General features: G+C 63.0%; 16 protein-coding genes. 11 read left to right on the top strand and 5 right to left on the bottom strand.

Annotated features, from left to right (window positions below; genetic code table 11):
- The first annotated feature begins 14 nt into the window (after nt 1-14).
- A complete protein-coding gene (egtD, locus tag PNAP_RS13100) occupies nt 15-1,046 on the top strand; it encodes an L-histidine N(alpha)-methyltransferase (RefSeq protein ID WP_408633717.1) in 1,032 nt (343 codons plus the stop codon).
- Nucleotides 1,047-1,167: 121 nt separating this feature from the next.
- Here egtD and PNAP_RS13105 read toward each other — a convergent pair whose 3' ends face one another.
- Complete coding sequence (locus tag PNAP_RS13105; RefSeq protein WP_011802003.1) at nt 1,168-2,211, bottom strand: helix-turn-helix domain-containing protein; 1,044 nt, start codon at nt 2,209-2,211, stop codon at nt 1,168-1,170.
- A gap of 206 nt (nt 2,212-2,417) precedes the next feature.
- Here PNAP_RS13105 and eat point away from each other — a divergent pair, with 206 nt between their 5' ends.
- From eat to eutC, 3 genes are read left to right on the top strand one after another with little or no spacing between them, the layout of a single operon-like run.
- Nucleotides 2,418-3,809 (top strand): ethanolamine permease, encoded by a 1,392-nt coding sequence (eat, locus tag PNAP_RS13110; protein ID WP_011802004.1) that lies wholly within the window; start codon nt 2,418-2,420, stop codon nt 3,807-3,809.
- 7 nt (nt 3,810-3,816) lie between these two features.
- The gene (locus PNAP_RS13115) at nt 3,817-5,214 is read left to right on the top strand and encodes an ethanolamine ammonia-lyase subunit EutB (RefSeq protein ID WP_011802005.1); all 1,398 of its coding nucleotides are present in this window, start codon (nt 3,817-3,819) and stop codon (nt 5,212-5,214) included.
- A gap of 22 nt (nt 5,215-5,236) precedes the next feature.
- Nucleotides 5,237-6,097: an ethanolamine ammonia-lyase subunit EutC gene (gene eutC / locus PNAP_RS13120; protein ID WP_011802006.1), complete on the top strand. Its 861-nt coding sequence runs from the start codon at nt 5,237-5,239 to the stop codon at nt 6,095-6,097.
- Between the two features lie 5 nt (nt 6,098-6,102).
- Here eutC and alaS read toward each other — a convergent pair whose 3' ends face one another.
- Together alaS and PNAP_RS13130 are read right to left on the bottom strand one after the other, a co-directional pair.
- Complete coding sequence (gene alaS, locus PNAP_RS13125; RefSeq protein ID WP_011802007.1) at nt 6,103-8,727, bottom strand: alanine--tRNA ligase; 2,625 nt, start codon at nt 8,725-8,727, stop codon at nt 6,103-6,105.
- Between the two features lie 72 nt (nt 8,728-8,799).
- Complete coding sequence (locus PNAP_RS13130) at nt 8,800-10,191, bottom strand: aminotransferase-like domain-containing protein (protein ID WP_011802008.1); 1,392 nt, start codon at nt 10,189-10,191, stop codon at nt 8,800-8,802.
- A 183-nt stretch (nt 10,192-10,374) separates the two neighbouring features.
- Between PNAP_RS13130 and gabT the strand changes: the two genes are divergently transcribed.
- From gabT to PNAP_RS13165, 7 genes are all read left to right on the top strand, one after another.
- Nucleotides 10,375-11,667: a 4-aminobutyrate--2-oxoglutarate transaminase gene (gene gabT, locus PNAP_RS13135; protein WP_011802009.1), complete on the top strand. Its 1,293-nt coding sequence runs from the start codon at nt 10,375-10,377 to the stop codon at nt 11,665-11,667.
- Between the two features lie 63 nt (nt 11,668-11,730).
- Nucleotides 11,731-12,807, top strand: a complete 1,077-nt coding sequence (locus PNAP_RS13140; RefSeq protein ID WP_011802010.1) for an ABC transporter ATP-binding protein — start codon at nt 11,731-11,733, stop codon at nt 12,805-12,807.
- Between the two features lie 68 nt (nt 12,808-12,875).
- Nucleotides 12,876-13,907, top strand: a complete 1,032-nt coding sequence (locus PNAP_RS13145) for an ABC transporter substrate-binding protein (RefSeq protein ID WP_011802011.1) — start codon at nt 12,876-12,878, stop codon at nt 13,905-13,907.
- 30 nt (nt 13,908-13,937) lie between these two features.
- On the top strand, nt 13,938-15,209 hold the full coding sequence (locus PNAP_RS13150; protein WP_011802012.1) for an ABC transporter permease: 1,272 nt from the start codon (nt 13,938-13,940) through the stop codon (nt 15,207-15,209).
- A gap of 7 nt (nt 15,210-15,216) precedes the next feature.
- Nucleotides 15,217-16,044: an ABC transporter permease gene (locus PNAP_RS13155; RefSeq protein ID WP_011802013.1), complete on the top strand. Its 828-nt coding sequence runs from the start codon at nt 15,217-15,219 to the stop codon at nt 16,042-16,044.
- A gap of 28 nt (nt 16,045-16,072) precedes the next feature.
- Nucleotides 16,073-17,020: an agmatinase gene (speB, locus tag PNAP_RS13160; protein WP_011802014.1), complete on the top strand. Its 948-nt coding sequence runs from the start codon at nt 16,073-16,075 to the stop codon at nt 17,018-17,020.
- A gap of 108 nt (nt 17,021-17,128) precedes the next feature.
- Nucleotides 17,129-18,601: an NAD-dependent succinate-semialdehyde dehydrogenase gene (locus PNAP_RS13165; protein WP_041376699.1), complete on the top strand. Its 1,473-nt coding sequence runs from the start codon at nt 17,129-17,131 to the stop codon at nt 18,599-18,601.
- Here the strand turns inward: PNAP_RS13165 and PNAP_RS13170 are convergent.
- Together PNAP_RS13170 and PNAP_RS13175 are read right to left on the bottom strand one after the other, a co-directional pair.
- Nucleotides 18,567-20,939 (bottom strand): 4Fe-4S binding protein, encoded by a 2,373-nt coding sequence (locus PNAP_RS13170; protein WP_198140636.1) that lies wholly within the window; start codon nt 20,937-20,939, stop codon nt 18,567-18,569. The two genes, PNAP_RS13165 and PNAP_RS13170, sit on opposite strands and share 35 nt — an antisense overlap.
- Nucleotides 20,848-21,882, bottom strand: a complete 1,035-nt coding sequence (locus PNAP_RS13175) for an FAD:protein FMN transferase (RefSeq protein ID WP_011802017.1) — start codon at nt 21,880-21,882, stop codon at nt 20,848-20,850. Before PNAP_RS13175 ends, PNAP_RS13170 begins: the two co-directional genes overlap by 92 nt.
- Nucleotides 21,883-22,130: the final 248 nt, after the last annotated feature.

Genomic DNA, 22,130 nt, shown 5'->3' on the forward strand with positions numbered 1-22,130 from the left:
CGCCAAGGCCGCCCTTGAAACTCCACGACACTCTTTTTGACCTGCCGCTGGCCACGCCGCCGGTCCCGACGCCCCGGTTCTACAACCTGTGCCCCCAGGATTCGCCAGGCCGGCAAGCCCGCACCGTCACAGGGGAACTCACCGAAGGGCTGATGGCTGAAGCGGCCAGCGTGTCGCCGAAGTTTTTCTACAACCCGCTGGGCTCCAGGCTGTTTGAAGCCATCACGGCGCTGGACGAGTACTACCCGACACGCACCGAGGCCGCAATCTTTGAAGCGGCTTCCAGGCAGATGGCCCGGACGCTGGCGGAACATGGCTTGAGCCATCCGTGCCTGATTGACCTGGGCGCGGGAAACTGCGCCAAGGCGATGGCCCTGATTCCCCATCTTCACCCGCGCCAGTACGTGCCGGTCGATATTTCGGTGGATTTTTTGCGCGATGCCGCCGCACAGTTGCAGCACCGTTTTCCGGCGCTCGACATCGTGGGCGTCGGCATGGATTTTTCGGCCGGCCTGGCCTTGCCCGATGCGGTCCAGGAGCGTGACCGGGTGTTTTTCTACCCCGGCTCCAGCCTTGGCAATTTCCAGCCGGCGCAGGCGCTGGCGTTTTTGCGGCACATGGCCGATCCGGCACGGGGCAAGGCGCGCGGCCTGCTGCTGGGCATCGACCTGGTCAAGGACAGGGCCACGCTCGAAGCGGCCTATGACGATGCGCTGGGCGTGACGGCGGCCTTCAACAAAAACCTGCTCCTGAACGTCAACGATTTGCTGGCGGCGGATTTCGACGTGCGGCAATGGCGGCATGTCGCGCTGTTCAATGCCGCGCAGTCGCGCATCGAGATGCACCTGCAAGCGCTGTGCAACCTGACAGCCCGCTGGCCGGGCCACTCGCGTCGCTTCCTGGCGGGCGAGCGGATTCACACCGAAAGCTCCTACAAATACACGGCAGAGAGCATGACGGCCCTGCTGAAGCAGGCCGGATTCAGGCACATCAGGCACTGGAGCGACCCGCAGGACTGGTTTGCCGTGTTCTGGGCGGCGGTTTAGGCCATTTTTACAAGCAAAATAAGCCTTTTGCGCAATACGAACGGGCATAGCAAGCTATATATTTCATAGCACACTAAACCTCATCCGTGGGTTTGGTTTGTTGGGCGCCTGTCGCGCGGGCTCAATGCATGCGCTGGCGCAGCGACTCCGACGGGCTCTGGCCAAACAGTTTGCGGTAGTCGCTGGAGAACTGGCTGAAATGCCAAAAACCCCAATCCGCCGCAATATCGCGCACCGTCCGGGCGTCTGAACAACGCTCCCGCAGTTCCCGGCGCGCACCGTTCAGCCGGATGAGCCGCAGATACTGGATCGGACTGATGGCCAGCACGTCCTCGAAACAGTATTGCAAGGTTCGGCGGCTGACATGCAGGCGTTCGCACAGTTCCGGCACGGTGACGAGCTGATCCCGATGCCCAAGCACATAGTCGCGCGCCCGCGCAACGATGCGCTGGCGTCGCATGAAACTGTTGCTCACGGCGCTGTCCACCTCGCTGGCATCGAGCATGGACAGCACCGCCAGCATCACGGCCTGCTCCGCGCAGGCCACGCTGGCCACCGGCTGGCCTTCGCTGTCCGCACGGCCTTGCAGAATCAGGCGGGCCAGCGTCTGCTGGCAGGCCAGCCGGGCCGACTCGGCCACATGCAGCACTTCGGCGCGCTCCAGCTGTGCCCAGTCGATGCGGCAGCCCAGCTGGCTGGCGGTCACCAGCAGCGAATCGCGCTTGATCACGATGCCGTAGATTGCGTAATCGGCCGGGGTGAGCAGTTCAAATTCACGGTTGCCCGGACGCACCATGATCGTGTCCGCATCGCCGAGGCGGCCATTGATCCGGGCATTCATCCCGGAACGCTCGCCCGCAGTGTTCGCCCCGCCGGGTACGCCGAACCAGAAGGCATCGGGCCAGACACAGCAGGACTGGCGGACCGCCTGGCTGGTGTGCTCCATGAAGACCTGCATTGCCGGCATCCGCAACTCCGTCAGTGTGCCGTGGAACGGGCCGCGCGTGACTTGGTCGTAGCGTTGCTCCCAGGCGGTCAGGTTGCGGGCATGGTCATCGGCGTCATGCGCCTGGACTTTTCTGATCCGGGGCGATTCGCCCTGAAATGGCGCAAATGGCGCAAATGACGCCCAGTCCTTGGGCCGTGGGTTTGAAGTCAATGGCATGGGCACCGCCTCCAGGCATGAAGCAACAGCGCCCGGCTGGGCGCAAGGATTCAAGCCCAAGCACAACTCATGCCGCGCTTGCGGAGCAAAAGTCAACCCTAAAAACCCGCAACCCGTGCTGAAACTTTGCCGAAATTCGATAACGCCCAAAAACCAGGCTGGCTACATTGAGCAGACCGTTGTCATTGAACCCAAAGGACGCTCTGATGAAACCTATCAAGAATTTGCACGCCGCACAGGTGCTCAACCCGGTGCTCAGCACCCTGCAGCTGTGGGGTATCGCCGTCGGGCTGGTGATTTCCGGCGAATATTTCGGCTGGAGCTACGGCTGGGCGTCGGCCGGCACGCTGGGCTTCACGATCACCTCGATTTTCATCGCGGCGATGTACGCCACCTTCATCTTCAGCTTCACCGAGCTGACCACCTCGATTCCGCATGCCGGCGGACCGTTCGCCTACAGCAAGCGCGCCTTCGGCCCCACGGCGGGCTATCTGGCGGGTGCGGCCACGCTGATCGAGTTTGTCTTCGCGCCACCCGCGATTGCACTGGCCATTGGCGCCTACCTGAATGTGCAATTCCCGGCGCTCGACCCCAAGGTGGCCGCCGTCGGCGCCTACCTGGTGTTCATGACGCTCAACATCGTGGGCGTGCAGATCGCCGCCACGTTCGAGCTGGCGGTCACCTTGCTGGCGATTTTCGAGCTGCTGGTGTTCATGGGCGTGGTGGCGCCCGGTTTTTCGATGGCCAACTTCACCAAGGGCGGCTGGTCGGGAATGGACAGCTTCAGCCCGGCCTCGATTCCCGGCATGTTTGCCGCGATTCCGTTTGCGATCTGGTTCTTTTTGGCGATTGAAGGCGTGGCCATGGCGGCCGAAGAGGCCAAAGACCCCAGGCGCTCGATTCCGATTGCCTACATCACGGGCATTTTGACGCTGGTGCTGCTGGCCATTGGCGTGATGGTGTTCGCCGGCGGCACGGGCGACTGGACCAAGCTGGCCAACATCAACGACCCGCTGCCGCAAGCCATGAAGACCATCGTCGGCGAGAACAGCGGCTGGCTGCACATGCTGGTCTGGCTGGGCCTCTTTGGGCTGGTGGCCTCGTTCCACGGCATCATCCTGGGCTATTCGCGCCAGATTTTTGCACTGGCGCGCGAAGCCTACCTGCCAGCCTACTTCGCCAGCGTGCATCCGCGCTTCAAGACCCCGCACCGCGCCATCCTGGCGGGCGGCGTGGTGGGCCTCGCCGCCATCTACAGCGACGAGCTGATCAAGATCGGCGGCCTGACGCTGACCGCCAACATCGTCACCATGGCGGTGTTCGGCGCGATTTTGATGTACATCATCAGCATGCTGAGCCTGTTCCAGCTGCGCCGTACCGAGCCCAACATGAATCGCCCCTTCCGCGCGCCTTGCTACCCCTACTTCCCGGCCTTCGCGCTGCTGGGCGCCTGTGTCTGCATGGCGACGATGGTGTATTACAACCCGCTGATTTTTGGCCTCTTCGTGGCGTTCATGGCAATTGGTTACTTCTATTTCCTGCTGACCGCCCAGAATAGAAGCAACGCAACACCAGCTACCCTGCCAAATTTGATCTGAACGCACCGTGAAACGCCATCAGTACACCCACACCGCAGGATGCAGGACTTACGGCTTTCACGACCTGAAAGACCTCATGGCCAAGGCCACGCCGGCGCGCTCTGGCGACCTGCTGGCCGGCGTGGCCGCGCACAGCGCCGAGGAACGCGCCGTGGCGCAGATGGCGCTGGCCGAGGTGCCGCTGGCCACTTTCCTGAAGGAAGCACTGATTCCGTATGAGCGCGATGAAATCACCCGGCTGATCATCGACACGCACGACGCGCCAGCCTTTGCGCCGGTCAGCCACCTGACGGTCGGCGACTTTCGCAACTGGTTGCTCGGCGACGCAGTGGACAGCGAGGCGCTGGCGGCGCTGGCGCCCGGCATCACGCCCGAGATGGCGGCGGCCGTAGCCAAGCTCATGCGCAACCAGGACTTGATCCTGGTTGCCAAAAAGTGCCGCGTCGTCACCCGGTTTCGCAACACGCTGGGCTTGGCCGGCCGCCTGGCCACGCGGCTGCAGCCCAACCACCCGACCGATGACGCCAGCGGCATCGCAGCCAGCCTGCTCGACGGCCTGCTCTACGGCAGCGGCGACGCCGTGATCGGCATCAACCCCGCCACCGACAATGTGCCGCAGGTCATCCGGCTGGTAACGATGCTGAACGACATCATCAGCCAGTACGCCATTCCGACCCAGTCCTGCGTGCTGACCCACGTCACCAACACCATTGAAGCCATCAACCGGGGCGCGCCGGTCGATCTGGTGTTCCAGTCCATAGGCGGCACCGAGGCGACCAACCGCAGCTTCGGCGTGAGCCTTGATCTGCTGGGCGAGGCGCGCAGCGCGGCCTTGTCTTTAAATCGCGGCACGCTGGGCGACAACGTCATGTATTTCGAGACCGGCCAGGGCAGCGCGCTGTCGGCCAATGCCAATTTCGGCATCGACCAGCAAACCTGCGAGGCGCGCGCCTATGCCGTGGCGCGCCAGTTCAAGCCGCTGCTGGTCAACACCGTGGTCGGCTTCATCGGCCCCGAATATTTGTTCGATGGCAAGCAGATCATCCGCGCCGGACTCGAAGACCATTTCTGCGCCAAGCTGCTCGGGCTGCCCATGGGCTGCGATGTCTGCTACACCAACCACGCCGAAGCCGACCAGAACGACATGGACGTGCTGCTGACGCTCCTTAGCGTGGCCGGCTGCAATTTCGTGATGGGCATTCCGGGCTCGGACGACATCATGCTGAATTACCAGACGACTTCGTTCCACGACGCCCTGTACGCGCGCCGCGTGCTGGGCCTGCGGCCTGCGCCGGAATTCGAGGCCTGGCTGCAGAAGATGGATATTTTCAGCAAGGACGCGCAGTTCCGGCTGAATCCGTCGCTGCCGCCGGCTTTCCACAAGGCGCTGCTGCGCCTGCCTTGATGCCGAGAACAAAAAACACGCCATGAACACGAAAGTTTCACCCGTCACCGCCAATCCGTGGGAAACCCTGCGCCAGTTCACCGATGCCCGCATCGCGCTCGGCCGGGCCGGTGTGAGCCTGCCAACGGCAGCGCACCTGGCGTTTCAACTCGCCCATGCGCAGGCGCGCGACGCGGTTCTGGTGGCGCTCGATGTGCCGGGTCTGAGTCAATCGCTCAACGCGGTATCGGGAAAACAGACTTGCCTGAGCCTGCACAGCGCCGCCGCCGACCGCACCGTTTATCTGCAGCGGCCCGATCTGGGCCGCCGGCTTGACGACGCTTCCCGCGAAACCCTGGAGGGATTGAAACCTGCCGGCCCGGAGCCTTCCGTTCGTCTCTACGACCTGGCCTTCGTGGTGGTCGATGGCCTGTCAGCCTTGGCCATCGAGCAAAATGCAGCGCCCTTCCTGAGCGTGCTTCAGCGCCGGATCGCCGCTGAAAACTGGTCCGTCGCGCCGCTGTGCATCGTCAGCCAGGGGCGGGTCGCCATTGGCGACGAAGTCGGCGAACTGCTGGGCGCCAAGGCCGTCGTGGTGCTGATCGGCGAACGGCCGGGCCTGAGTTCGCCCGACAGCATGGGCCTGTACCTGACCTGGATGCCCCGCGTCGGATTGCTCGACGACAGCCGCAACTGCATTTCCAACGTGCGCCCTGCCGGCCTGCGCTACGAGGAAGCCGCCTACAAGCTGCATTATTTGTTGTCGCAGGCCCGCCAGCGGCAACTGACCGGCGTGGACCTCAAGGACGAAGCGCTGGCTGACCCGGAACGGCTCAGGGTCAGCGAGAAAAATTTCCTGCTCGACCATTCGCGCACGCCCGGCGCTTCCGGGTCGCAGGCTTGAGCGGCTTACAGCTTGGCGCTCACCCAGCCCAGCACGCTGTCTAGCGCCGCGTTCAGGTTCGACGCATCGGTGCCACCGGCCATCGCCATGTCGGCCTTGCCGCCGCCCTTGCCGCCGACCTGGCCGGCGACGAAGTTGACCAGTTCGCCCGCCTTGACCTTGCCAGTGCTGTCGCTGGTGACGCCGGCTGCGATCTGCACCTTGCTGCCATCGACAGCGGCCAGCACGATGACTGCCGTCTTCAGCTTGTCTTTCAGCTTGTCCATGGTCTCGCGCAGGGTCTTGGCGTCGGCGCCTTCGAGCCGCGCAGCCAGAACTTTGAGCCCCTTGACATCGACTGCCTGCAGCATCAGCTCATCGCCCTGCGAGGAGGCCAGCTTGCCCTTGAGCGCGGCGACTTCTTTTTCCAGCGCCTTGACCTGATCGAGCACCTGGCCGATGCGGTTTTGCAACTCGGACGGGCTGGCCTTGAGCGTGCCGGCCGCCGACTGCACGGTCGATTCGAGCGACTGCAGGTAAGCCAGCGCGTTCTGGCCGGTCACCGCTTCCACGCGGCGCACGCCCGAGGCCACGCCGCTCTCGGCCACGATCTTGAACAGGCCGATGTCGCCGGTGCGCCCGACGTGCGTGCCGCCGCACAGCTCCTTGCTCGAACCGATGCTCAGCACGCGCACGGAGTCTCCGTATTTTTCGCCGAACAGCATCATGGCGCCGGTCTTTTGCGCCGCTTCCATGTCCATTTCGCTGGCGTCGGTGGCGCTGTTGGCAAGGATTTCGGCATTCACGCGGGCTTCGACTTCGCGGATTTGCGCGTCGGTCATGGGCGCGTTGTGCGCAAAGTCAAACCGGGTGCGTTCGGCGTTGACCAGGCTGCCCTTTTGCTGGACATGCGCGCCCAGCACTTCGCGCAAGGCCTTGTGCATCAGATGGGTGGCGCTGTGGTTGCGCACGGTGGCGGCGCGAACTTCCTTGTTCACCCGCGCGCTGACATGGTCGCCCACGTTGAGCGTGCCCTCGGCCAGCGTGCCGTGGTGGCCGTACACGTCGGCCTTGATCTTGAGCGTGTCGCTGACCGCAAAGCGGGCCGAGCCGCTGATGAGTTCACCCTCGTCGCCGGCCTGGCCGCCGCTTTCGGCGTAGAACGGCGTCGTGTCGAGCACGATGACGCCGTTTTGACCGGCTTTCAGGGCTGCTGCGCTTACGCCGTCTGCATAGATTGCTATGATTTTTGATGTTTCTTCGAGGTGCTCGTAGCCGGTGAAGACGTTGCCGGTGCCGCTGTAGTCGAGGGCTCGGTCCATCTTGAACTTGCCGGCGGCGCGGGCCTGGGCTTTTTGCTGGTTCATGGCCACGGTAAAACCGGCTTCATCGACGCTCAGGCCGCGCTCGCGGCACACGTCGGCCGACAAGTCGAGCGGAAAGCCGTAGGTGTCGTGCAGCTTGAAGGCCACTTCGCCGGGCAGCACCTTGACGCCATCGGCCAGCGCGGCGTCCAGAATCTGCATGCCGGTTTCCAGCGTCTCGAAAAAGCGTTCTTCCTCGGCCTTGAGCACTTCGGTAATGCGCTGCGCATCAGCCGCCAGGCGTGGATAGGCGTCGCCCATCAACCCGGCCAGGTCAGCCACCAGCTTGTGGAAGAACGGCGTTTTCTTGCCGAGCAAATAGCCGTGGCGAATCGCGCGGCGGATGATGCGGCGCTGCACGTAGCCGCGCCCTTCATTCGACGGATTCACGCCGTCGCTCACCAGGAACGCGGTGGCGCGGATGTGGTCGGCGATCACGCGCAAGCTCTTGTGGCCCAGGTCGGCTTCGCCGGTTTCGCGCGAAGCGGCCTTGATCAGCGCATCGAAAATGTCGATTTCATAGTTGCTGTGCACATGCTGCAGAATGGCTGCCAGGCGCTCCAGCCCCATGCCGGTATCGACACAAGGCGCTGGCAGCGGCGTGACCGAGCCGTCTTCGGCCATGTTGAACTGCATGAACACGTTGTTCCAGATCTCGATGAAGCGGTCGCCGTCCTCGTCTGGGCTGCCGGGCGGGCCGCCGGGAATGTGGTCGCCGTGGTCGTAGAAGATTTCGCTGCACGGGCCGCACGGGCCGGTGTCGGCCATCATCCAGAAATTGTCGGACTTGTAGCGCCCGCCCTTGTTGTCGCCGATGCGGATGACGCGCTCGGGCGGCAGGCCGATTTCCTTGGTCCAGATGTCGTAGGCCTCGTCGTCCTCTTCATAGACGGTGGCCAGCAGGCGCTCGGCGGGCAGCTTATAGACTTCGGTCAGCAGCTCCCACGCCCATTTCAGCGACTCGCGCTTGAAGTAGTCGCCAAAGCTCCAGTTGCCCAGCATCTCGAAAAAAGTGTGGTGGCGGGCGGTGTAGCCGACATTTTCCAGGTCGTTGTGCTTGCCGCCGGCGCGCAGGCAGGCTTGCACCGACGTGGCGCGCACATACGGGCGCTTGTCAACGCCCAGGAACACGTCCTTGAACTGGACCATGCCGGAGTTGGTGAACATCAGCGTCGGGTCGTTGCCCGGAACCAGCGAGCTGGACGGCACGACGGTATGACCCTTGGCGGCGAAGAAATCGAGGAAGGTCTTGCGGATGTCGGCAACGGTGAAAACGGGTGTGCTCATGGGGGTGATCAACTCTCAGGAAAGGGCATGGAACGGTGTCTGGCAGCTGCGCGTGCAGGCAAGCCGATGATTTTAGGCGGCTTTGAGGGTGACGAGGAAACGCAGCAAGGCCTCGTCGTCGGACCAGGCGACATTGAAACGCAGCCACGGACTGGGCTCCAGATCGACCGAAAACAGGTGGCCCGGCCCCAGCAGAATGTCCTGCTCGGCCGCGTTGTAGGCCAGTTCGCCGGCATTTTGAATGGCCGGGTGGCGCGCCCACAGGAACATGCCGGCCTTGGGTTCGCAAAACAACTCGAAGCCAATCGCCAGCAACAGGCTGGCCAGGCGCCGCTGGCCCAGCGCCAGCCGGTCCCGCAGCGTCTTGATGTGCTTGCGCCAGCGGCCGTCCACCAGGGCGCCGTAGGCCAGGCGCTCGGTGAATTCGGACGAGGTCAGGCCGGAAATCATCTTCAGCCGCGCCAGGTCTTCCAGCAGTTCGGGATTGGCCGCCAGATAGCCGACGCGGATGTTGGGCGAGATGGTCTTGGAAAAGCTGCTGATGTAAATCACCCGCTTCAACTGGTCCAGGCTGGCCAGCGACGGCCGGGACTCGGGGTCGAGGTCGGCGTAAATATCGTTTTCCACCACCATGAAATCGTATTTTTCGGCCAACTGCAGCACCCGGTGCAGGTGCGACAGCACGGCGGTGGAGCCGGTCGGGCTTTGCAGGCGCGGCTGGGTAAAGAACACCTTGGGCCGGTGCTCGATGATGCGCGCTTCTAGCGTGTCCAGGTCGTAGCCGGTCGGTGTGCGCGGCGCGCCGATCAGCCGGGCGCCCAGGAACCGCAGCGAAAACAGCAAGTTGGCATAGCCGGGCTCATCGACCAGTACCGCATCGCCGGGCCGCACCAGCTGGCGCGCGGCCAGGTCCAGGCCCTGGCTGGAGCCCTGGGTCAGCAGCACCTGCTCGGCATTCACCACGACTTCGCGGCTTGCCAGCAGGTCGCGCACCACCTGGCGCAGCGGCGGGTAGCCCTTGGGCTCGCCATAGCCGCCCAGATCGACATCTTCGGCGGCCAGGTTGCGCAGGCTGCGCCGCATGCCTTCGGTGAACAGCCAGTCGCCGGGCAGCCAGCCGCAGCCCGGTTTGCAGCGCAGCGCGCGGTTTTCAAAAATGCGGCGCAAGTACCACATCGAGTCAAAACTGTATTGACCCGAAGCGCCCAGGGACAACGTGGCCTGGCTGGCGCGGCTGCGCACGAAAAACCCGGAATTCGCCTGCGACTGAAAGTAGCCCAGCGCCACCAGCCGGTCGTAGGCATCGACCACGGTATAGACGCTGACGCCGTGGGCATGGGCGAACTGGCGGATGGACGGCAGCTTGGCACCCGGGCGCAATGCACCATCATCGACCATCTGGCGAAATCCCCCGACGATCTGGGTGACCAGCGCAACACTTGACTGGAGATTGAGTACGAACATGAAAGAGCAGGCCCCAACAATGGGCAAAGGGTTTGTGTGTAGAGGTCGTGCTGGCAGCACAGTACACCCTGCAGCAGGGGTAATCTGTATATGGTAACGCCGGGCCGCAATCCTTAAAGTACAGGCATATGCTCGACAACCGTATGGCGAGCCCGGCCTTCCATCATCGAAAAAGGACTTCTCATGCACCGTGAACCCAACCTGACCAATGCCGCCCTGCTCGCCCGCCGCCAGGCAGCCATTCCGCGCGGCGTGGGCCACAGCCACGCCATTTTCATCGCCAAGGGCGAGAACGCGGAAATCTGGGACGTCGAAGGCCGCCGCTTCATTGATTTTGCCGGCGGCATTGCAGTTCTGAACACCGGCCACCGCCACCCGGCTGTCATCCAGGCCGTCAAGGAGCAGCTCGACAAGTACACCCACACCTGCTTTCAGGTGCTGGCCTACGAGCCCTACGTCGAGCTGGCCGAACGCATCAACGCCAAGGCGCCGGGCGACTTTGCCAAGAAAACGCTGTTTTTGACCACCGGCTCCGAGGCGGTCGAAAACGCCATCAAGATCGCCCGCGCCTCGACCCGGCGTTCGGGCGTGATCTGCTTTAGCGGCGGCTACCACGGCCGCACCCTGCTGACGCTGGCCATGACCGGCAAGGTCGTTCCCTACAAAGCGGGTTTCGGCCCCTTCCCGGCCGAAATATTTCATGCCACGTTCCCGAACGCGCTGCATGGCGTGACGGTCGATGATTCGATGGCCTCCATCGAAACGATTTTCAAGAACGACATCGAGCCCAGCCGCGTGGCGGCCATCATCATCGAGCCGGTGCAGGGCGAAGGCGGCTTCGTGGTGGCGCCGCCCGAGATGCTCCAGCGCCTGCGCGCCCTGTGCGATGCGCACGGCATCCTGATGATTTGCGACGAGGTGCAGACCGGCGCCGGACGCACCGGCACCTGGTTTGCCGTCGAGCAAAGCGGCGTGGCCCCCGACCTCATCACCATGGCCAAGTCGATGGCCGGCGGCTTCCCGATTTCGGCAGTCGTTGGCCGCGCCGAAGTCATGGACGCCGCAGCGCCGGGCGGACTGGGCGGCACCTACGCCGGCAGCCCGATTGCCTGCGCCGCCGCGCTGGCCGTGCTGGATGTGTTTGAAAAGGAAAACCTGCTTGAGCGCAGCCGCAACGTCGGCGAACGCCTGACCACGGCCCTCAAGGCCATGGCCGCACGCCACGCCTGCATTGGCGACGTGCGCGGCATGGGCGCCATGGTGGCCATCGAGTTGTTCAAGAACGGCGATGTGAAACAGCCCGATGCCGACCTGGCCAAGCGCATCACGGCCGAGGCGACGGCACGCGGCCTGATCCTGCTGACCTGCGGCACCTACGGCAACGTCATCCGCATCCTGGTGCCGCTGACCGCCAGCGACGCCGTGCTCGACGAAGGCCTGGGCATCATGGCCGACTGCTTTGACGCTGCCGCCTGATTGCCGCATGATGAACACGCTGTCCGCTTTTGCTTCAGCCTTCTTTTTGTCAGGCCCACACGAATGACAACCAATCCAATCCTGGTGAGCTTCTCCGGCGTCCAGAAAACCTATGACGGCATCAACCTCGTGGTGCGCGACCTGAACCTGGATATCCGGCAAGGCGAATTCTTGTCCCTGCTCGGTCCCTCGGGCTCGGGCAAGACCACCACATTGATGATGCTGGCCGGCTTCGAGTCGCCCACGGCGGGCGAGATCATGCTGGACGGCCGGCAGATCACCCGTACGCCGCCGCACAAGCGCAACTTCGGCATGGTGTTCCAGAACTACGCCTTGTTCCCGCACATGACGCTGGCCGAAAACATCGCCTATCCGCTCACGGTGCGCAAGCTGCCCAAGGCCGAACGTGAAGCCAAGGTGCTCAAGGCGCTGGACATGGTGCAGCTCGGCCGCATGGGCAGCCGCTACCCCGGCCAGCTCTCGGGCGGCCAGCAGCAGCGCGTGGCCCTGGCCCGGGCGCTGGTGTTCGACCCGCAGCTGGTGCTGATGGACGAGCCCCTGGGCGCGCTGGACAAGCAGCTGCGCGAGCACATGCAGATCGAACTCAAGGCGCTGCACCGCCGCCTGGGCGTGACCTTTGTCTATGTCACCCACGACCAGACCGAGGCGCTGACCATGTCCGACCGCGTCGCCGTGTTCAGCGACGGCGCGATCCAGCAGATCGATGTGGTGGACAGCCTGTATGAAACGCCGGCCAACCGCTTCGTCGCCGGCTTTGTCGGCGACAGCACGGTGTTGCAGGCCGAAGTGACGCGGCTGGACGGCGCGCATTGCGAGGTTCGCCTGCCCAGCGGCGTGCAGCTGCGCGGGCTGAATGTCAATGCCGCCGCTGTCGGCGATGCGGTGCAATGTGGCACCCGCCCGGAGCGGCTGAAAATTGCCGACGCGCCCGGCGCCAACACCTTCCAGAGCCAGGTGCTGGACGTGATTTACTTTGGCGACCATTTGCGCCTGCGCTGCGAAATGCCCGGCCAGCCTGACGCCACCATCAAGATGCCACTGGGCCACCACCAGTTGCCCGAGCCCGGCCAGACCATTCATGTGCATGCACCGGTTGAACACCTGCGTATTTACCGCTGACCGCTGCCTTTCCCTGATTCCCCTAGTTTTCTTCCCTTTAGCCAACGTCCCCACCAAAGGAATTTCCCATGAAACTCAAGCCCTTGATGATTGCCCTTGCAGCCGGTGTCTGCCTGCCGGTGCTGGCCCAAAGCCAGCTGACCGTGGTCAACTTTGGAGGCGCCAACGGGGCCGCCCAGAAAAAAGCCTATTTCGAAGCCTTTGAAAAATCAGGCGCCGGCAAGATCCTGCCGGTCGAATACAACGGCGAGCAGGCCAAGATCAAGGCCATGGTCGAAACCAAGAAAGTCACCTGGGATGTGGTCGAGGTCGAAAGCCCGGACGTGAACCGTGGCTGCGACGAAGGCTTGTTCGAGAAAATCGACTGGTCCAAGGTCGGCAACAAGGCCGACTTCCAGCCTGCGGCCGTGCATGAATGCGGCGTCGGCACCTTCATCTGGTCCACCGTCATGGCCTACAACGCCGACAAGCTCAAGACCGCGCCCGTCACCTGGGCCGATTTCTGGGACACCAAGAAATTCCCCGGCAAGCGCGGCATGCGCAAGGGCGCCCGCTACAACCTGGAATTCGCCCTCATGGCCGACGGCGTGAAGACCGCCGACGTGTACAAGGTACTGGCCACCAAGGACGGCGCGGACCGCGCCTTCAAGAAGATGACCGAACTCAAGTCCAGCATCCAGTTCTGGGAAGCCGGCGCGCAGCCGCCGCAGTTCCTGGTGGCCGGCGATGTCGCCATGACCACCGCCTACAACGGCCGCATCGACGCCGCCCAGCGCGAAGGCAAGAACCTGCAGATCACCTGGACCGGCGGCATCTACGACCTGGACTACTGGGTCATGCCCAAAGGCGGCGCGAACAAAGACCTGGCACTGAAGTTCATCAGCATGGCTTCCAGCCCCGATGCGCAGGCCGAGTACGCCCGCAACATCTCCTACGGCCCGACCAACAACAAGGCGCTGACCAAGCTCGACCCCAAGGTGCTGGCGCTGCTGCCAACCTCGCCGGCCAACAGCAAGGATGCCCTGCGGTTCAACATCACGTTCTGGGCCGACCAGGGTGAAGCGCTTGAAAAGCGTTTTGCAGCCTGGTCCGCACAGTAAAAGTCAAGCGTTAGATAAAGGACAAGTGCAATGAACGCAACGGCTTCCCTTCCCCTGATGCCATTGGTAGCCGATGGCACCACCGGACCGGCGCTGGCCGCCCAGCTGCGCCGGGTGGAGCGCCGCAAACGGCTGCGCGCCATTGCACTGACGCTTCCCTTGCTGATCTTCCTGGCGGTCACTTTCCTCGTGCCGCTGGGCGCCCTGCTGGTCAGGGCGGTTGAAAACCCGGAAGTCGCCAGCACCCTGAGCCGCACCGGCAAGGCGCTGGCCGGCTGGAACCGCGAAGCCGCGCCCCCGGACGCAGCCTATGCCGCGCTGCTGGCCGACCTGGCGGCGATTCCCGAAACGGCGCAGGCCGGCGTTCTGGCCCGGCGCCTGAACAGCGAAGTCAGCGGCGCCCGCTCGCTCATCATGGGCACCTACCGCGCGCTGCCGCTGGGCGCCAACCTGAGCCCGGCCGAGGCGAAGGAAAAACTGCTGGCCCAAGACGCAAGATGGGCCGAACTGCCCTACTGGTGGGCGATTGCCAAGAACAGTTCGCGCTGGACGCCCGACTACCTGCTGACCTCTGTCGATCTGAAACGCGATGCGCAGGGCCGCATCGTTCGCGTGGGCGCCGATGAAGCCGCCTTCAGCGACATCTTGCTGCGCACCTTTTCCATCAGCGCGGTGGTCACGCTGATGTGCATTTTGCTGGGCTATCCGCTGGCCTACTGGCTGTCCACCTTGAATGAACGCAAGGCCAACCTGATGATGATCCTGGTGCTGCTGCCGTTCTGGACTTCGGTGCTGGTGCGCATTGCCGCCTGGATCGTGCTGCTGCAGACCAACGGGCTGGTCAACCGCTTTTTGATGTTCACCGGCCTGACCGGCGAACCGGTGCCGCTGCTGTTCAACCGGCTGGGCGTCATCATTGCCATGATACATATTTTGCTGCCCTTCATGATTCTTCCGCTCTACAGCGTGATGAAATCGGTGCCGGGCAATTACGTGCGCGCCGCCGTGTCGCTGGGCAGCACGCCGCTGGCCGCATTTTTCCGGGTGTACGTTCCGCAAACCTATCCGGGCGTGGCCGCCGGCGGCCTGCTGGTGTTCATCACCTCGATTGGCTACTACGTCACGCCGGCCCTGCTGGGCGGCGCGGCTGACCAGATGCTGAGCTACTACGTGGCCCAGTACACCAACGTGGATGTCAACTGGGGCATGGCCTGCGCGCTGGGCTCGGTCTTGCTGACCACCACGCTGATCCTGTACGCGGTGTACCGCCGCTTTGCAAAAGCTGAACTGAGCCTGGGCTGAACACGACATGAAACTTTCTGCTGTTCCCATTTTTCCTGCCTACTACACCCCGGCCGACAAGCTCGGCTGGTACGGCCTGCGCGTGTTCTGCGGCGCGGTGCTGCTGTTCTTGCTGCTGCCCATCCTGGTCATCATCCCGCTGTCGTTCAGCAACTCGTCCTTTTTGTCCTACCCGATTCCGGGCTGGTCGCTGCGCTGGTACGAGGAACTGTTCGCCTCCAGCGACTGGGCGCGGGCCACGCGCAACAGCTTCATCGTGGCGCCGCTCGCCACGCTGATTGCGACGGCACTGGGCACGCTGGCCGCTGTCGGCCTGGCGCGGGTGCAGTTCTTCGGCAAGGGCCTGCTGACCAGCCTGCTGATCGCGCCCATGGTGGTGCCTATCGTGGTGGTGGGCGTCAGCACCTACTTGTTCTTTGCCAAAATCGGCCTGTCCGACTCCTACACCGGGCTGGTGCTGGTGCATGCCGCGCTGGGCGCGCCGTTTGTCGTCACCACCGTCATGGCGACGCTGCAAGGCTTCAACCAGAACCTGGTCAAGGCCAGCCTGAGCCTGGGCGCCGGGCCGCTGCAGACCTTTTTCCGGGTCACGCTGCCGGTGATTGCCCCCGGCGTGATCTCAGGCGCGCTGTTTGCCTTTGCCACTTCCTTTGATGAGGTGGTGGTCACCCTGTTCCTGGCCGGCCCGACGCAGACGACGCTGCCGCGCCAGATGTTCACCGGCATCCGGGAAAACATTTCCCCGACGATTGCCGCCGTGGCGACCCTGCTCATCCTGTTCACGGCACTGCTGATGATGACCATGGAATGGCTGCGCGGACGCGTCAAGAAGTAAACCTCAAGCCTCAAAAAACCCAGACTTCATGACGACCTTCAACCAACCCCTGGGCGGCAACGCCATGCCCCGCTTCGGCGGCTGGGCCAGCATGATGCGCCTGCCGATGTGCAGCGACGCCGCCGGCCTGAATGCCGCCTTCATCGGCGTGCCGCTGGACATCGGCACCAGCAACCGGCCCGGCGCACGCTTCGGCCCGCGCCAGATCCGCGCCGAGTCCAGCCTGATCCGCCCCTACAACATGGCCACCGGCGCCGCGCCTTTCGATGCCCTGCAAGTGGCCGACCTGGGCGACGTGCCCATCAACACCTACAACCTGCACAAGTCGGTCGAGATCATCGAGCAGCATTACCAGCCTGTCATCGACAGCGGCTGCATTCCGCTGACGCTGGGCGGCGACCACACCATCGTGCTGCCCATCCTGCGCGCCCTCTGCCGCCGGCACGGGCCGGTGGCGCTGGTGCATGTCGATGCCCATGCCGATGTGAATGACGACATGTTCGGCGAGCGCATCGCCCACGGCACGCCGTTTCGGCGCGCCGTCGAAGAAGGCCTGCTGCAGGGCAGCAAGGTCTGGCAGATCGGCCTGCGCGGCACCGGCTATGGCATGGATGATTTCGACTGGCCGCGCCAGCAGGGTTTCACCGTGGTGCAGGCACATGAGGTCTGGTACCAGTCGCTGGCGCCGCTGATGGCCCGTGTGCGCGAATCCATCGGCCAGGCGCCGTGCTACCTGAGCTTTGACATCGACGGCATCGACCCGGCCTTTGCGGGCGGCACCGGAACGCCTGAAATCGGCGGCTTGACGGTTCCGCAGGCGCTGGAAATCATTCGCGGCTGCCGGGGTTTGAGGCTGGTCGGCGCCGACCTGGTCGAGGTGTCCCCGCCCTACGATGCTTCCGGCAACACCGCCCTGCTGGGCGCCAACCTGCTGTATGAAATGCTGTGTGTATTGCCCGGCGTGCACTACCGCTAACATTTTCCCGGCTGCATCCATCCGCCTCGCGCTGTATGCTTTGAAATTGATTTTTTCGCCCCCCGGCTGCCTTTAAATGCGGCAGCCAGCTCTTCAGAAAGAACGCACATGGACATGAAAACTTCTCCCCTTTCGCTGCTCAACGACCCCAGCCTGCTCAAGACCGATGCCCTGATCAATGGCCAGTGGCTGGCGGGCGCGAGCCGGTTCGACGTGAGCGATCCGTCCAACGGCAACAAGCTCGCCGACGTGGCCAATCTCGGCCCTGCCGATGCCGAAGCGGCGATTGCCGCCGCCAACGCCGCCTGGCCCGCCTGGCGCGGCAAGACCGGCAAGGAGCGCAGCATCATCCTGCGCAAATGGTTTGACCTGTTGATGGCCAACCAGGAAGACCTGGCCCGCATCATGACCGCCGAGCAGGGCAAGCCGTTTGCCGAGGCCAAGGGCGAAGTCGCCTACGGCGCCAGCTTTGTCGAGTGGTTTGCCGAGGAAGCCAAGCGCGTCAACGGCGAAACCCTGCCGCAGTTCGACAACAACCGCCGCCTGATGGTGCTCAAGCAGCCCATCGGCGTGTGCGTGGCCATCACGCCCTGGAACTTTCCGCTGGCCATGATCACCCGCAAGGTGGCCCCGGCGCTGGCAGCGGGCTGCACGGTGGTCATCAAACCCGCCGAACTCACGCCCCTGACCGCGCTGGCAGCGGTCGAACTGGCGGTGCGCGCCGGCGTTCCGTCCGGTGTGCTCAACATCCTCACGACCGACGAAAGCGCGGCGGTGGGCAAGGTGTTTTGCGCCAGCGACGTGGTGCGCCACATCAGCTTTACCGGCTCGACCGAAGTCGGCCGCATCCTGATGGCGCAAAGCGCGCCGTCGATCAAGAAGCTGTCGTTAGAGCTCGGCGGCAATGCGCCCTTCATCGTGTTCGACGATGCCGACATCGACTCGGCCGTCGAAGGCGCGATGGCCAGCAAGTACCGCAACGCCGGCCAGACCTGCGTCTGCGCCAACCGCATTTATGTGCAGGAAGGCGTCTATGACCAGTTTGTGCACAAGTTTGCCGAAAAAGTCAGGCTGCTCAAGGTCGGCAACGGCTTTGAAGACGGCGTGGGACAGGGTCCGCTGATCGAGGACGCTGCTGTTCACAAGGTCGAGCGCCATGTTCAGGACGCGCTGGCCAAGGGCGGCAAGCTGCTGGCCGGCGGCCACAAGCTCGAAGGCCAGTTTTTCGAGCCGACGGTGATTTCCGAAGCCCATGCCGACATGCTGTGCGCCAGGGAAGAAACCTTTGGCCCGTTTGCGCCCGTGTTCCGCTTCACCCATGAGCAGGAAGCGATTGACGCGGCCAACAACACCGAGTTCGGCCTGGCCAGCTATTTCTACAGCCGCGACATCGGCCGCATCTACCGCGTGGCCGAAGCGCTGGAGTACGGCATGGTCGGCATCAACGCCGGCGTGATTGCCACCGAGCATGTGCCGTTTGGCGGCGTCAAGCAGTCCGGCCTGGGCCGCGAAGGCTCCAGCCACGGCATGGAAGAGTACCTGGAAATCAAATACCTCTGCCTGGGTGACATTTTGAAATGATGCCCGTCCCGGCTGGTACTGCTGAGGTCGAGCAATTCCTCGAACCTGAAGGCGACACCAAACGCCCCCCTTTCTTCTGGTGCAGCATGATGGGCACACAGCGCTTGTCATCGTGGTAAACACCCACGCAGTCCAGGCACTGAAAACAAACGTCATAGCGGATTTTGCCGCTGGGTTCAATGGCATCGTATTCGCACACGGCTTTGCAGCGCTGGCAGGGCTGGCCACACTCGGCGCGGCGCGGCAGCCAGTCGAAGCGGCGCAGCCGTCCGCCGAGCGACATGGCGCCGCCGAGCGGACAAAGAAAGCGGCAGAAGAACTTGTAGTAGAACGCCCCGGTTACCAGTAACGCTATGGCGTAGGCGACGAACGGCCAGGTGCGGTCGAAGACAAGCGTGGTGACCGTCTTGAACGGCTCCACCTCATTGAGCGTTTCTCCCTGCGTGGGCAGCAAGAAGGCGGCTGCCACCAAGGTGGCAAGGGCCAGGTAACGCCCCCATTCCAGACGCCTGGCAACGGCCAGCGGAATTTGCAGGCGTGGAATCCGCAAGCGGCGGGCCAGCAGGCCGACAAACTCCTGCAGGGCACCGAACGGGCATAGCCAGCCGCAGAAGGTTCCCCGGCCCCAAATGAAGAAACTGACCAGGGTAAAAGCCATCAAGAGCAGCGAGATCGGGTCATACAGATAGCTGGTCAGGCCTTGCCCCGCCTTGAGCGTCTTGATCGCCCCGGTGACCTGAACGATGGTCAGTTGCCCCTGCGCGTACCAACCAATATAGACGAGCGTGAAGGCCAGGAACCCGAGGCGAAAGATCCGTAACCTGCGGGCATCCCTCGAAATCCAGCGCGGCCGGGAAAGAACAATGGCCAGAAGAACGAGGGCCACCCCCAAAACCGTCAGGTCGATCCAGCGCGCTTTCCAGGCCAGCAGCCATTCTGGCAGCGGTTTTGGGGGATAGGCGAACAAGCTTGCGGGAGGGACATAAGACAGGGTGACCTGTTTGGGAATCAGGGTAGGCAGGATGCTCCCTTTCGCACGGGTGATCGTCAGAATCAGCTCCAAAGGGCTGGCCGGGTCCAGGCTGGCTGCGGCATTGACTCCGAACAGGCGCGAGGTATTGAGTTCAGGGAGGGCGCCAATGACTTTGGGTTCGAAATCCTGGTCGCGCAATTCAAGAAACGTTGCGTTCTGCTTCATGGCCAGTCGAGGCGACTGGGCTCCCGGAATGAAACCCTCGTCGATGATCGAGTATTGGCCCACCGATGCGACCCACCACAGGTGCCGCTTGTCGAAGTTGCGCTCCATGACCGCCTTGTACTGTGCATCGCCAAGAATGGCGCGCCCAATCGTCGGCGCATTCAGGTAGGCAACGTAGAAATCGACGAAGACTTCGTCCGGATGGGCCAGGGCATAGGCATCGACCCGCGCACCTTCCGTTCCGGCAAAGATTTTCTCGACCTGCGCATGGGTCATGCGAAGGCGCCCGACCATGCCGTTCTTGAGCATGTCCTCGAAGCTCACCGGGTCATACACATCGGGCAGGACATGCGCCGCCGGGCCGCTTTTCTTTCGGTCGGCAAAACCGAGCTTGGCACGCGCAACCTCGTTCGCGGCGTCGAGCACGGTCTGGTTGGTGACCCGCACCGAACTGGTTGCCCGGGAGATGCCATCGAGCACCGTCAAGCCGCCGCTGCTGCCGGACTGGCCGGTCCGGTTGCGCGCAGCGTCGAGTGCAATCAAGAATGGCTGGCGAATACTGCGCCCGGCATATTGCGAAATGAATTCGCGCAGAGGTTTATCGCCCAGCCCGCCCATATCCCGAAAAGTGAATACCGGTTCATTTTGGTGAAGCAGCTCGACATCGATGAAGTTCCCTTTGCGGTCGATTGAAACCAGGTAATTCATCGGCGTGCCTTCGAAACCGAGAAGCGGTGCAAGGTCGATGGATTCGAACACATAAGCCACTGGCCCCGCCTGCTGTTCCAGCGCGCTGGTCAATGGCCAGACGGGTATGTCGGTCAGCTTCTCCTGGACCTGATAGGGCCGCCGGAAACGGCGTTCGATGTCTTCCTTGTTCAGGTTTCCAGCCCATGTCCAATTGCTGGCCAGCATGAGCAGCACAGATACAGCCAAACCGAGAATACGGTTTGAAGGGAGAACGGTTATTCGGTTGAAAAGAACCCGGATGCCATGAAACATGATGATTTTCGTTTCGTATCGTTTCAGCCAATCGCCCAGCATCTGTTCACGCGCGCAATTCGTGCAAACCAGTTGTTTTCCAGACTTTTCCCTTTTTATCCACAAGAAAAACATCGACCCGGTCCAGTTGCGCGGCAAGGGCCATCGCCTTGTCTGGCCCCATGACAAATAACGCCGTGGACAGTCCATCGGCCAATAAGCCCGTGGGGGCGACGACGGTCACGCTTGCCAGCTCAAGAGGAGAATCTCCCGTGGCAGGGTCAAAGATGTGGTGATGCACGAAATCCGGCGTGAAGGCCGTTTCGTAATCTCCCGAGGTCGCCACGCTGCGCCCGTCCATTTGCAGCGCGGTTTTATATTCATCCGTCTGCCTGGGGTTCTGCACGCCCAATACCCAATCACGGCCAGGCGTTCTGGTTCCGCTCGATATGAACTCTCCGGTGTCCAGCAGCGCATGCTCTACGCCTCTGGCCCGAACCGCCGACAGCGCCAGGTCGGCCGCATAGCCTTGTGCGATGCCATTCAAGGTAATGGCCATGCCCGATTGCTGGAAGCTGACCTGATCCTGCGTAAAGCGCAGATTTTTCCAGTTGACCAAAGACCTGGCATTTAATCTTTCCTCACTCGATGGCAAGGAATGCCTGGCAGCGGCTTGATTGAATTTCGACCAAAGGGGCTGAACCGTGATATCGAACGCCCCGTCAGTCAGGACCGAGAGCCTTCTGGCCTGTTCAAGCACAAGCAGCAGATGCGGGTCCGGCGTCTGAAGCCGGCCATCCCTGTTCAATCGAAAAACCTGGCTGTTTTCGCTATGGATACTCATCAAGGTGTCAATCTTTTTCGCTTCATGGAAGGCATCCTCAATGGCCAGTTCGGCCTGGCGCTGATCCTTGTGCAGCAACTTGACCTTGATGGTGGTCCCAAATGCCAGGCCGGCTCCGGCGTACAGTCTTTGGCCGGATGGAAGCTCATCGCTTCGGGTCAGCGAGCCGGCCTTGGTGCTGGATTGAATAAATTCCCAGCCTGCCAAACCGGCCGCAGCACTACCCACGGAGGCCGAAATGAATGTTCGACGTCGCATCCGCATTCCTTTAAAAGTTGAGGGCCTCACTTCAAACCGCTAATTTCAGCCGAAATTCTAGAAAGCAGGCGACGCCCTGAAAACCGATAGCTGCCTGCAAATGCACGGGCAATCTGCCCGGCCTTGGGCGCGGCTCTGAAAAATCCCGCTGCGGGCAAAACGCCCGGCCTGCGGCGGGCAGCGTTCCCTATGAAAACCCCCGCGCGCCCCGTCTAATGGCGATGGCAATCAGCCAGCAACCCTGTTCA

Origin of the sequence: Polaromonas naphthalenivorans CJ2 (genome assembly GCF_000015505.1) — a bacterium.
Lineage (GTDB): Bacteria > Pseudomonadota > Gammaproteobacteria > Burkholderiales > Burkholderiaceae_C > Polaromonas > Polaromonas naphthalenivorans.